The organism is Geodermatophilus nigrescens (assembly GCF_900129495.1).
Classification (GTDB): Bacteria; Actinomycetota; Actinomycetes; order Mycobacteriales; family Geodermatophilaceae; genus Geodermatophilus; species Geodermatophilus nigrescens.
In genome coordinates, this window is sequence record NZ_FQVX01000004.1 from 178,532 (window position 1) to 191,275 (window position 12,744).

General features: G+C 76.7%; 6 protein-coding genes. 3 read left to right on the top strand and 3 right to left on the bottom strand.

Annotated features, from left to right (window positions below):
• Positions 1–7 precede the first annotated feature (7 nt).
• Complete coding sequence (locus BUE37_RS19940; RefSeq protein ID WP_073422177.1) at positions 8–421, bottom strand: hypothetical protein; 414 nt, start codon at positions 419–421, stop codon at positions 8–10.
• An 87-nt stretch (positions 422–508) separates the two neighbouring features.
• On the opposite strand from BUE37_RS19940, the gene BUE37_RS19945 reads away from it, so the two are divergent.
• Both BUE37_RS19945 and BUE37_RS24045 read left to right on the top strand, forming a co-directional pair.
• Positions 509–1,324: a helix-turn-helix domain-containing protein gene (locus tag BUE37_RS19945; protein WP_073422178.1), complete on the top strand. Its 816-nt coding sequence runs from the start codon at positions 509–511 to the stop codon at positions 1,322–1,324.
• A 57-nt stretch (positions 1,325–1,381) separates the two neighbouring features.
• Entirely contained in the window at positions 1,382–1,549 is a 168-nt protein-coding gene (locus BUE37_RS24045) for a hypothetical protein (protein ID WP_175562943.1), read from the top strand.
• A 63-nt stretch (positions 1,550–1,612) separates the two neighbouring features.
• On the opposite strand, the gene BUE37_RS19950 is transcribed toward BUE37_RS24045, so the two are convergent.
• Both BUE37_RS19950 and BUE37_RS19955 read right to left on the bottom strand, forming a co-directional pair.
• Complete coding sequence (locus tag BUE37_RS19950; protein WP_073422179.1) at positions 1,613–3,511, bottom strand: hydantoinase B/oxoprolinase family protein; 1,899 nt, start codon at positions 3,509–3,511, stop codon at positions 1,613–1,615.
• A 74-nt stretch (positions 3,512–3,585) separates the two neighbouring features.
• Positions 3,586–5,661, bottom strand: coding sequence for a hydantoinase/oxoprolinase family protein (locus BUE37_RS19955; RefSeq protein WP_073422180.1), 2,076 nt, complete (start codon positions 5,659–5,661; stop codon positions 3,586–3,588).
• Between the two features lie 244 nt (positions 5,662–5,905).
• Between BUE37_RS19955 and BUE37_RS24880 the strand changes: the two genes are divergently transcribed.
• On the top strand, positions 5,906–12,706 hold the full coding sequence (locus BUE37_RS24880) for a DUF7507 domain-containing protein (RefSeq protein WP_073422181.1): 6,801 nt from the start codon (positions 5,906–5,908) through the stop codon (positions 12,704–12,706).
• Positions 12,707–12,744 lie beyond the last annotated feature (38 nt).

Sequence of the window (12,744 nt, forward strand, 5' to 3'; positions counted from 1 at the left end):
CTTCGGATCAGCGGGTGCGGAGGGTGGCGAGCTGCAGGGCGGCGAACCCCGCGACGACGGCGGCCTGGAGCAGCACCCAGACGGTGCCGGCGGTCGTGAGGTCGAAGCGGCCGGCGACGACGGCGGCGACGCTGCCCGCCGTCCACAGCAGGTTGCCGCCGACGACGACCTCGACGGCGCCGGCGCGGACCGGGCGTCCGGCGGCGACCAGCGCGACGCCCGCGGCGAAGACCAGCAGGAAGCCGCCCAGGCCGCGCAGCGCCCCGGCGGGGACGCCGAGCAGGTCGGCCAGGAGCGGGGCGGCGGCGAGGTAGGCCAGGCCGTTGGCGCCGGAGACGACGGCGTCGAGGCGCAGCGCGGTGCGCAGCGGGTCGGCGCCCAGGAGGGACGGGGTGCGGGGGCGGGAGGTGGTCGTTGTCATGGCCGAGACCGTGGCCCCGGCGGGGAAGCGCGTCGATTACCTGCGAGGTAGGCGACGCCGGCCGCCGTCGTCACTAGCGTCCGCGCCGTGACCACCGCCGTCCGCCCACCCGTCGGGGAGCTGCTGCGCGGCTGGCGGCAGCGCCGCCGGCTGTCCCAGCTCGACCTGGCCTCCGACGCCGAGGTCTCCGCCCGGCACCTGAGCTTCCTGGAGACCGGCCGCGCGCGGCCGAGCCGGGAGATGCTGCTGCGGCTGGCCGAGCGGCTGGAGGTGCCGCTGCGCGAGCGCAACGAGCTGCTGCTGTCGGCCGGCTTCGCGCCCGCCTACGGCCGCCGGGGGCTCGGCGACCCCGACATGGCGGCGGTCACCCGCGCGCTGGACCTGGTGCTCACCGCGCACGAGCCGTTCCCCGCGCTGGTGGTGGACCGCTCGTGGGAGCTGGTGATGGCCAACCGCGGCGTCGACCTGTTCCTCGAGGGCCTGCCCGCGCACCTGCTGGAGCCGCCGGTCAACGTGCTGCGGCTCAGCCTGTCGCCGGAGGGGCTCGCGCCGCGGGTGCTCAACCTGCCGCAGTGGCGGGCGCACGTGCTGCACCGGCTGGCCCGCGAGGCCGACCTCACCGGCGACCCCGCGCTGGCCGCCCTGCACCGCGAGCTCACCGCGCTGCCCGGCGGCACCGACCGCTCGACGCCGGACGGGATCGCGGTGCCGCTGCGCCTGCGCGCCGGCGACGACGTCCTGTGCTTCCTCAGCACGGTGACCACCTTCGGCACCGCCGTCGACCTCACCGCCGCGGAGCTCTCGGTGGAGGCGTTCCTGCCCGCCGACGCCGCCACCGCCCGCTGGCTGGCGGCCCGTTCAGCCGGGGGCGAACCGGGGCCTGTCGCCCGGACCGCGGGGTAGGGGAGGGGCGACCGACCCCACCCGACCGCCGCGCGACCCCACGACAGGGAGGACCCGATGACCGAGGTACCCGGCACCGACCGCGACCAGGCCAGGGAGAACGTGCTCGAGGAGACGCCGCTGCGTCCCGACGGCGTCGAGGAGGACACCTCCGCGCAGGGCGACGAGGGCGTCACCGGCGACGACGCCAAGCCCGACCCCGGCACCACCGACCCCGTGACCTGAGTCCCACCGGCTGTCCCCGACGGCTCGTGCTCCGCCCCGCGCCACGGGGCAGAGCACGAGCCGTCAGAGGACGTCGAACTCGTTCGAGGTCGCGCCGCCGGACAGCAGGGCGTAGCCGGGGCCGCGGTCGAAGAACGGCTCCTCGCCGGTGCGGCTCGCCCGTATCGACGCGCGCAGCTCCTCGGTGGCCGCCTCGTCGGCGGTCCCGTCCTCGCGGACGACGACGCCGTAGTCGTCGCGGGCACCCGCGACCGACACCTTGCGCCAGGCGATGTCCCGCAGCACCTCCTCGACCGGCCGGTCCAGCGGGTCGCCCCAGCCGCCGCCACCCGTCGTCCGGATGCGGACGACGGTGCCGGCCTTCAGCGGCTCCGCGTCGGCGAGCGCGTCGACCTCGTGCTCGTCCGGGCCGCCCGGGTCGACGGTGATCTGGAACGGCCGGCCGGCCTTGCCGCCCTTCACGCCCCAGCAGGCGAGGATCGAGCGGTCGGCGATCGACATGAAGTGCGCGTCGCGCAGCACACGGATGTGCTTCTCGTAGCCGCAGCCGCCGCGGTAGCGCCCGGCGCCGCCGGAGTCCATCGCCAGGCCCAGCCGCTCGATGCGCAGCGGGAAGCGACCCTCGGTGAACTCGGTGGGCAGGTTCCGGGAGTCGGGGACGACGTGGATGGTGTCCTCGCCGTCGGCGTAGTACCGCCCGCCCGAGCCGCCGCCGAGGACCTCGCGCATGAGGTAGGGCTCGCCGTCGACGTCGGTGCCGTAGACGCCGGTGTATCGGATCGTCTCCTGGTCGGCCGGCATCCGGCCACCGGTCGCCTTCGCGAGCACACCGGCCAGGACGCCGAGCAGCCGCAGGATCACGAAGGTCCGGGCGTTGGTGGGTGCCGGGAAGACCGGGGTGAGCAGCGTGCCCTTCTCCGGGAACCGCATCTCGATCAGCGGGACGACGCCCTCGTTCACGTCCAGCTGGGCCATCCGCTCCGGCGTCTCGGCCAGGTTGCGCAGGATCGGCGCCAGCCACTTCTTGAGGAAGTTGCCATCGGCGTAGTCACCGCAGTGGTTGATCGGGCCCTTGGCCTGGGGGCCGGTGCCGGTGAAGTCGATGACCAGCGGGGTCTCCTGGGTGGAGTCCATGGTGAGCGTGATCCGCTGGCGGTGCAGCTGCGGCTCCTCGACGCCGTCGTGCTCGGCGTAGTCCTCCCAGACGTAGGTGCCGTCGGGGATCTGGCTGAGGATCTCGCGGCGGTAGACCTCGGTCGAGCTGGCCAGGATCGCGTCGAAGCAGGCCTCGACCGCGGCCACGCCGTACCTGTCGAACAGCTCGCCGAGCCGGCGGGCGCCGGCCAGGCAGGCGGAGCACTCCGCGTCGAGGTCGGCCGCCAGCGAGTCGGGCATCCGCGAGTTGCGGGTCATGATCTTCAGCGCGCTCTCGTTGGGCACGCCGCGGTCCCACAGCTTGATCGGGGGGACCATCAGGCCCTCCTCGTACACGCTGGTCGCCGCCGACGGCATCGAGCCGGGCACCGCGCCGCCGATGTCGTCGTGGTGGCCGAACGCCTGGATGAACGCGACGACGCGCTGCTCACCGGATTCGGCGTCGTGCGCGAACACCGGCACCGTGACGCACAGGTCGGGCAGGTGCCCGATCCCGCCCTCGGACTGGTAGACGTCGTTGTGGAAGAAGACGTCACCGACGTTCATCGTCTCGATCGGGTAGTCGCGCACCACGGGGTGCACGAGCGCCGAGTACGAGCGTCCGGTGAGCTTGCGCAGGTTGCGGTCGTGGATGCCGGCGCGGAAGTCGTGCGCGTCGCGGATCATCGGCGACCGCGACGTCCGCCCGATGGAGGTCTCGACCTCCTTCTCGATCGCGGCGAGCGTGCCCGCCACGATCTCGACGAGGACCGGGTCGGCGTCGACCTTCGTCGCGTTCAGCGGCCCGGTGGGGAACGTGGCGGTCACTCTGCCTCCTCGCTGGCGCTCGTCGGCTTCGTGACGAGTGGTGCTCTGCTCGATGGGTTCGCTCGCGAGCTCGCTCACCTGCCCGACTCCTTCGTCAGCAGCAGGTTGCCGTAGGTGTCCACGGTGACGGCGAAGCCGGGGTGCACCGGGACGGTGGAGCCGAACTCCTCGACGATCGCCGGGCCGGAGACGACGTCGCCGGGGGCGAGGTCGGGCCGGTTGTAGGTCGGGGTGTCCACCCAGTCGTCGAAGAAGACGCGGCGGGAACCGGTGCGGGCCCGCTCGATGCCGCCGTCCTCCACAGAGAGCGCCACGATGTCGGGACGGCGGATCGGCCCGATGCCGCTGACCCGCAGGTTCACCCACTCCACCGCCTGCCGGGGGTCGTCGGCGAAGTCGTAGCCGTAGAGCTGCCGGTGCGCGGCGTGGAAGGCCTGCGCGACGTCCTCGGCCGCGGCGCGGTCGAGCTCCCCGTCGGCGACCGGCACCCGCACCTCGAAGGCCTGGCCCACGTAGCGCAGGTCGGCGGTGCGCTGCATCCGCTGCTCGTCGCGGCCGAAGCCCTCGCCGTCCAGGGCGGTCCGCGCCTGCGCCTCCAGGTCGGCGAACACCGACTGCACCCGGCCGAGGTCGAGGTCGAGGTGCTTGGAGACGACGGTCTGGACGTAGTCGTTGCGGACGTCGACGGTGAGCAGCCCGAACGCGCTGACGTTGCCCGGGTTCGGCGGCACCAGCGTGCGCGGCAGCCCGAGGACGTCCATGAGCCGGCAGGCCAGCAGCGAGCCCGAGCCGCCGAACGTGGTGAGCGTGAAGTCGCGGACGTCGAGGCCGCGGGCCACCGTGACCTGGCGCAGCGCGTTGGCCTGGTTCCAGGCCGAGATCTCCAGGATGCCGAGCGCCGTGCGCTCCAGCGACAGCCCCAGCTTCCCGCCGAGCGCCTCCAGGCCGGCCCGCGCGGCGTCGGCCGACAGCGGGATCTCCCCGCCGAGCAGGTGCGGGGGGATCCGGCCGAGGACGACGTGCGCGTCGGTGACGGTCGGCTGGTCGCCCCCGGACGGGTAGCACATGGGGCCGGGATCGGCGCCGGCCGACTTCGGGCCCACCTTGAGCGTGCCCTCCGGCGAGAGCCAGGCGATCGAGCCGCCGCCGGCCCCCACGGTGACGACGTCGATCATCGGGATCTTGCTCGGGTAGTCGCCCACCGAGCCCTCGGTGGTGAGCGCCGGCTCGCCGTCGACCACCACGGTGACGTCGGTGGAGGTGCCGCCGCCGTCGCAGGTGAGCACCCGGTCGAAGCCCGCCGTCCCGGCGATGAGCGCGGCGCCCAGCGCCCCGGCCGCGGGGCCGGACAGCATCGTGGTGATCGGCTGGTGCACCACCTCGGCCGCCGACAGCACGCCGCCGTTGCTCTTCATCACGTAGAACGGCACGCCGGGCGCGATCTCGTCCAGGCGGGTGCGGATGTTGGTGACGTAGGCGCCCACCCGCGGCTTGACCGCGGCGTCGACCAGCGTGGTCACCGACCGCTCGTACTCGCGGTACTCGCGCAGCACCTGCGAGCTGATGCTGACGACGGCGCCCGGGTGCTCCTCGCGCAGCACCTCGAGCATGGCCCGCTCGTGCGCGTCGTCGGCGTAGGCGTGCAGGAAGCAGACGCCGATCGTGGTGATGCTGGCGTCGCGGAAGAACCGGGCGGCGGCGACGGCGTCGTCGCGGTCGAAGGGGCGCACCTCGGCGCCGGTGTGGTCCAGCCGCCCGCGCACGGTGCGCACCAGGTCGGCCGGGACGATCCGCGGCGGCTTGACCCAGAAGTAGCTGTTGCCGTAGCCGTCGGGCACCGACTGGCGGGCGATCTCCAGCACCGACTCGTAGCCCTCGGTGGTGACGAACCCGATCCGGTCGAGCCTGCCCTCGAGCAGCTGGTTGGTGGCCACCGTGGTGCCGTGGCTGACCGCGGTCACCGCGGAGCCGTCGAGCCCCATCAGGCCGAGCACCTTCCGCACGCCCTCGAGGAAGCCCTCGGCGGGGTCGGCCGGGGTGGACGGGGTCTTCGTGGTCGTGGTCTGACCGGTCTGCTCGTCGACGGCGACCACGTCGGTGAACGTGCCCCCGGTGTCGATGCCGATCCGGACCCGGCGCGCCGCTGCCATGCCCGGATACCTTAGTGCTGAGACATCTCGACCGGAAGGCACGCCGCGCGCGTCGCCCGCGACACGCCGCTGACCTGCGCCGACGGCCGACCTCTCGCCATGTCGACGCCCCGGGGACGGTCGCCGACCTTTCTGCCGCGACACGACCGCGGCGTCCCCGCGCGCCCCGTCCCGCGCTGTCAGGTTGCGCACCACCGAGTGACCGGTGGGGTCAGCGGGACCGGAGTGGACGCGGGAGGCGGACGTGCGGCGGACGGTGCGGAGGCGCTCGCTCGCGTGGGGCGCGCTGGCCCTCGCCGGCGGGCTCTGGGCGGGCGCCGTCGTCGCCGTCGTGCCCGCCGCGCCCGTGACCCCCGTGGACACCGCCGCCCAGGACCCGGTCTCCTGCTCCTCGACGGTGGCGCTGCAGAACGGCGGCTTCGAGCTGCCGGCCATCCGCGCCAACGACCTAGCCTTCCTCCACCAGGACCAGGTGCCCGGCTGGACCACGACGGCCACCGACAAGCAGATCGAGCTGTGGCGCGGCTACCAGGGCGTGCCGGCCGGGTCGGGCGCCCAGTTCGCCGAGCTCAACGCCAACCAGGTGTCCACGCTCTACCAGGACGTGCCGACCACCCCCGGCCAGACGCTGCGCTGGGAGCTGCAGCACCGCGGCCGCCTGGGCACCGACACGATGGCCGTGCACATCGCCGTCCCGGGCACGCCGCTGACGCTCGCCACCCGCCAGGGCGCCACCCTCAGCGACGGCAGGACCTGGGGCCGGCACAGCGGCGTCTACACCGTCCCGGCCGGCCAGACGGTCACGCGCTTCGCCTTCCAGTCGGTCAGCGCGGCCGGCGGCAACACCTCGGTCGGCAACTTCCTGGACGGCATCTCGTTCGGCACCGGACCCTGCCTGGTCACCACCGAGACGGTGACGACGCAGCGCGGCGGCACGACCGCGCAGGTGGGCGACGTTCTCACCTACACCGTCACCACCCGGAACGACGGCGGGAACCCGGCCCAGGGCACCGTGGTCTCCGACGAGCTCCCGGCCGGCGTCGCGTTCGTGCCCGGCTCCCTGCGCGTCACCAGCGGCACCGTGACGGCCGCCCGCACCGACGCGGCCGGCGACGACGCCGCCGAGTACGACGCCGCGACGCGGACCGTGCGGGTGCGGATCGGCGACGGCGCCGGTGCCGGCGCCGGCGGGGCCGTCGCGCCGGGGGAGGCGCACGGCGTCAGCTGGCAGGTGCGCGTGCAGCCCTCCGCCTCGGCCACCACCGTCTCCGACGACGCCACCGTCGCCTTCACCGACCCGCTCACCGGCACGACCCGCACGTCGCGGTCGACGACGGTGGCCACGGCCGTCGGCGCGGCCGCCGACCTCGCCGTCACGCTCGCGCAGAGCCCCGCCGCGCTCGTCGCCGGCACGCCGGTGACCTGGACGGCGACCGTGCGCGGCAACGGCCCGGCGACCGAGGCCGCCCCCGTGGTCACGGTGACCGTGCCGGCGCAGCTGGCGGGCCTCGCGGCGAGCAGCTCCGGCGGTCCCTGCACGGTCGCCGGCACCACGGTCACCTGCCGGCTGACGGCGCTGGCGCCGGGGGCCTCCCGCACGGTGACGGTGTCGGGCACCGTGCCGGCCGGCGCTCCCCCGGGCACCCAGTACACGGTGTCGGCGGCGGCCACCGGCGACGCCTTCGACCACGCCGCGGGCAACAACACCGCCGCGCTCACCGACTCGGTGACCGCCTCCGCCGACGTCTCGGTGGCGCTGGCCGCCGACCGGGCCCAGGGCGTCGCCGGCGGCCCCGTCGTCTACACCGCCACCGTCCGCGCCGACGGCCCGTCCACCGCCCGCGGCGTCGTGCTGCTCGACGCCCTCCCCGACGGCGCGGTGCTGGTGGCCGCCACCGTCCCGGGCGGCTCGTGCACGTTGCCCGCCGGGTCGCGGACGCTGCGCTGCGCGCTGCCCGAGCTCGCGCCCGGCGACGCCGCGCAGGTGCGCATCGAGCTGCAGCTGCCGGCCTCGGGCACCGGCGCGATCGACAACGCCGTGTCGGTCTCGGCCGCCACGCCCGACCCCGACGTCTCCGACCTCACCGCGGAGGTCGCCGGCAGCGGCAGCCAGTCCGCCGACGTCGGCGTCGACCTGCAGGTGGACCCGCAGCACACGACCGTGCGCCCGGGCGACCGGTTCCCCTTCACCCTGGTCGTCACCAACGCCGGCCCCTCCGACGCCACGAACGTCGTCGTCCGCGCCACCCTCGCGCCCGGGCTGGTCACCACCGCCATCTCCTACGCCGGCTGCACCCCCGGCGCCGGCTGCAGCATCCCGCTGCTGCGGGCCGGCGAGCAGCTGGTCATCACCGGCCAGGCGGTCGTCGCTCCCGACGCCGAGGAGGGGCCGGGCGGGGCGAGCGTCACCGCCGTCTCCGCGGTGCCCGACGGCGACCGCACCAACGACTCCGACGCCGTCTCCGGCCAGATCGTGCTCGAGGCCGACCTCGCGCTGGCCCAGACCGTCGAGAACGCCGCGGAGCCCGGGGCGCCGGTGGTCCCCGGCACCGACGTGCGGACCGTGGTCACGGTCGCCAACGCGGGGCCCACCCGCGCCGAGAGCCTGCTGGTCAGCCAGGCCGTCGGCGCGGGGCAGGCGCCGCCCGCGACCACCGTGAGCGGCGGGAGCTGCACCTTCTCCGGGGAGCTGCGCGACGGCGTCGCCGTCGACGGCGGGGTGCTGCTGTGCGCGCTGCCCGAGCTCGCCGCCGGAGCCACCTGGCGGCTCACCCACGTCGGCCTGCTGCGCGCGAGCTGGACCGACGCGACGCTCACCCGCAGCCGGACGGTCACCGCCGCCTCCGCCGACCCGGTGCGCGCCAACGACACCAGCAGCGTGACGGTGCCGGTCGAGCGGCGCGCCGACGTCACCGTCGCCAAGACCGCCGACACCCCCGCCGTCGTGCAGAGCGACCCGGTCCGGTTCACCGTCACCGCCACCAACGCCGGCCCCTCCGACGCCCGCGACGTGCTCGTGCGCGAGGAGCCCCGGCCCGGCGTCGTGGTGACCGGCGCGTCGCCGTCGGCCGGCACCTACGGCGACGCCGACGGCACCTGGCGCATCCCGTTCCTCGCCGCCGGCCAGACCGTCACGCTCACCGTCGACGGCACCGCCGAGGCCGCCTCCGACGTCGTCAACGGGGCCGTCGCGCTCGGCTCGGACGCCCGCGACCCGCAGCCGGCCAACGACACCGCGACGGCGACCGTCGCCGTCACCCCGGCCGACCGGGACCTGCTGGTGCGCACCGTGGCCGCCGTCGCCCCGCCCGCCGACGCCGCGGCGCTGCGCACCGGGGACACCGTGACGCTCACCTACGAGGTGGCCAACGACGGCAACGTCGTCATGTCCGGCATCCGGCTCACCGACCCGCTCACCGGCGGGGGCGTCACCTGCCCGCGCGACCGGCTCGCGCCCGGCGAGACCATGACCTGCCGAGCCGACGCCGGGCACCGCGTCACCCAGGCCGAGTTCGACCTCGGCGCGCCGCTGGCGAGCCTGGTCACCGCGTCGGGCCGCTCGCCCGACCGCACCACCGACCTGGTCTTCGACCCGGTCCGCACCGACCTGCCGCTGGCCGCGACCGCCCCCGCGCTCGAGGTGACCCTCGTGCCTGCCTGGGACGACGCCGACGGTGACGACGCGCTCGACGCCGGCGAGACGGTCGCGTGGACCGCCGTGGTGGCCAACCGGGGTGACGTCACCCTCCGGGACGTCGCCGTCGCCGCGCCCGGTGCGCCCGCCCTCGTCTGCGCCGCGACGGAGCTCGCCCCCGGCGCGGTCACCACCTGCACCGCGCCCGCCGCGCCGGTCACCTCCGCCGACGTCCTCGCCGGCCAGCGGTCGGTCACCGCCGAGGCCACGGCCTCGGACGGGCGCACCGGCGGAGCGGTCCGCAGCGCCCCGTCGTCGGCCGCCGTGCCCGACGACCCGCGCGCCGCGCTCGGCCTGGCGGTCACCGGGGAGGGCCCGGTCCCGGGCCGCGCCGCGGGCCTCGGCGACGTCGTCACCTGGCACTACGTGGTGACCAACCTCGGCACCGTCGCCGTCCGCGACGTCGCGGTCGAGGACGCGGGCGCCGGCGCGGTCGGCTGCGACCGGACGGTCCTGGAGCCCGGCGCCTCCACCGCGTGCACCGCCGTCCACGGCTCCGTCGTGGGTGAGGCCGACCTGCTCGCCGGCCGGCTCGCGGCCCGCGCGAGCGCCGTCGGCACCCCGGCGGCGCTGGGCGGGACCGTCCGCTCCGCGCCCGCCGTGCAGTCGGTGGGCCTGGCCGGCGTCGTCCGCGCCCTGGAGGTCGGGGTGCGGGCCGCCGCCGGCAACCCCTCCGTGGTGCGGGCCGGCAGCGAGCTGCGCTGGGAGCACGCCGTCGCCAACACCGGCAACGTGACCATCCGCCTGGTCACCGTCACCGACGACCTCGTCGGCCCGGCCGGCTGCGTCCAGGACGTCCTCGCCCCCGGCGAGCGCACCACCTGCACCGCCGGCGGCGCCCACCGGGTCACCCAGGCCGAGTTCGACGCCGGCCGTCCCGTGGGCGGCACCGCCTGGGCCTCCGGCATCCCGGCGGGGTCGGACACCCCGCTGCCGTTCGGCCCCGCCTCCGACCCGGTCGTCCTGGCCGCGGCCGCTCCCGAGCTCGCGCTGACCGCCGTCCCCGACTGGCAGGACGACGGCGACGGCGTGCTCGAGGCCGGCGAGACGGTCGAGTGGTCCCTGGTCGTGACCAACCGGGGCGACGTCACCCTGTCCGCCGTCAGCGCCAGCACCCCGCGCACCGGCGCGGCGACCTGCCCGCCGGCCGGCCTCCCGCCGGGCACCACCGCCGTCTGCCGCACCGCCGTGCACGTGGTCACCGCCGCGGAGGAGGCCGCCGGGACGCTGCCGGAGGACGCCGTCGCCGTCGCGACCGACCCGCGCAGCGGGCACGGCACCGGCGCCACCGCCTCGTCCACCGTGCCGGCCACCCCGGATCCCCGGCTGGCCGCCGCAGTCACCGCGGTCGTCGACGACGGGTCGGTCCCCGCCGACCCCGGTGACCGGGTCACCTGGCACTACACGGTCACCAACGTCGGCACCGTGCCGCTCGACGGGGTCACCGTCCGCGAGCCCGGCGGCACCGCGCTGCCCTGCGGCGCCGGCTCCCTGCGCCCCGGACGGTCGGCGACCTGCGTGTCCGCCGCCGCCCGCACCGTCACCGAGGCCGACCTGCGCACCGGGCACCTGACCCGCACCGCCGACGCCACCGCCACCTGGACCGCCGGCGCCCGGACCGTGGACTCCGCCCCGGCCACCGGCGAGCTGGCCACCGCCACCCCGGCCGGCCGCCTCACGCTGGCCGGCGCCGCCTCGGGCACCGCGGCCGCCGTCGGCGACCGGGTCACCTACACCTGGACGGTCACCAACACCGGCAACGTCACGGTCGCCGACGTCGCGGTCACCGACTCGGCGGGCGGCGCGCCGGCCTGCGCCGCGGCCGTCCTCGCCCCGGGCGCCTCGACCGCCTGCACCGGCGGCAGCGCGTACGTGCTCGCCCAGGACGACGTCGACGCCGGCCTGCCGGTCGGCCTCACCGCCTCGGCCGTCGCCACCACGACCGGCGGCCCGGCGCTGCGCTCGGCGCCCGCCGCCGCCCCGGTCGCCGCGCCCGCCTCGGCGCCCGCGCTCCGGCTGGTCACCACCGCGGACTGGGCCGACGACGGCGACGCGGCGCTGGAGGCCGGCGAGACCGTCACCTGGCTGGTGCAGGTGACCAACACCGGCAACGTGATGGTCGAGGACCTGCTGGTCACCGCGCCGGGCCTCTACGTCGGCTGCCCGGTCGGCCGGCTGGCGGCGGGCGCGTCGGTGCGCTGCGCGTCCGACCCCGTCGTGCTGACCGACGGCGACGCCGCGGCCGGCGCGCTGGCCGCGACCGCGAGCGCCACGGCCCGCGCGGTGCGCGACGGTGCGGCGGTCGCGGGCCCCGGCGCCGCCGCCCGGGTGGCCACCACGCCCGCCCCGGCGCTCGCCCTGACCTCGGTCGCGCGGGTACAGCCGGCCGCGCGGCAGGCCGCCGCCGACCTCGGCGACACCGTCACCTGGCACCTCGTCGTCACCAACACCGGCAACGTGCCGGTCACCGGCGTCACCGTCGCGCTGACCGGGGTGTCCGCCGCCGTCCCGGCCGGCGGCGTCCTGCCGGCCGGCGCGCCCGCCGTGCCCGCCCCGGGCTGCGGCACGCCGGTGCTCGTCCCGGGCGCCTCCGCGGAGTGCGACACCGCCGCCCGTGCCGTGACCGAGGACGACGTGCTGGGCACGCCCGTCGCCGCGCCCGCCGTCGCCACCGGCACCGCGGCGCTGACCGGGGCGGTGGTGTCCTCGGCACCCGCGGACGACCCCGTGCCCACCGCGGCGCCGCGCCGCGCCGTGGACCTCGTCGTCGTCTTCACCGACGCGGACAGCGGCACCCCCGTCGTCGCCCCGCGGGTCGGGGACGTCGTGCGCACCCGCTACGCCGTGCGCAACACCGGGACGGTGACGCTCAGCGGCCTCGCCGTGGCCGACCCGGCCGCGGGCGACGTCGTCTGCCAGCGGACCGACCTGGCCCCGGGGACGGCCACCGGCTGCTGGGCCGACCGCGGCCGCGAGGTCACCGGTGAGGACCTCGCGCTCGGCCGGCTCACCAGCGCCGCCACGGTCACCGGCACGCCGCCGGTCCGCTCGGGCCTGGGCGCGGCCACCGCGAGCGCCGGGCTGACCGTCCCGGTGGACGCCGCGCCGGTCGCCGTCCCGGTCCCCGTCCCGCCGGTCCCCGCGCCGGTCGCCGCGCCGCCGTCGTCCCCCGTGGCCGTCCCGCCGTCCTCACCGCCGGCGACCCCGCCGTCGGCACCCGCGCCGTCCCCCGCCGTCCTGGCGCGGACCGGTGCCGAGCCCGCCCTGCCCGCCGGCCTCGGCGCCCTCCTCGTCCTCACCGGTGGCCTGCTCGTGTGGGGGTCCCGCCGCAGGTCCGCCGCGCGTCGGTGATCCGGTACGGCGGTGCGCCGTATCGACGTGCGACGGTG

Coding starts and splice junctions, on each gene's coding strand:
- BUE37_RS19940 (WP_073422177.1), bottom strand. CDS start 421: ATGACAACGACCACCTCCCGCCCCCGCACCCCGTCCCTCCTGGGCGCC.
- BUE37_RS24045 (WP_175562943.1), top strand. CDS start 1,382: ATGACCGAGGTACCCGGCACCGACCGCGACCAGGCCAGGGAGAACGTG.
- BUE37_RS19955 (WP_073422180.1), bottom strand. CDS start 5,661: ATGGCAGCGGCGCGCCGGGTCCGGATCGGCATCGACACCGGGGGCACG.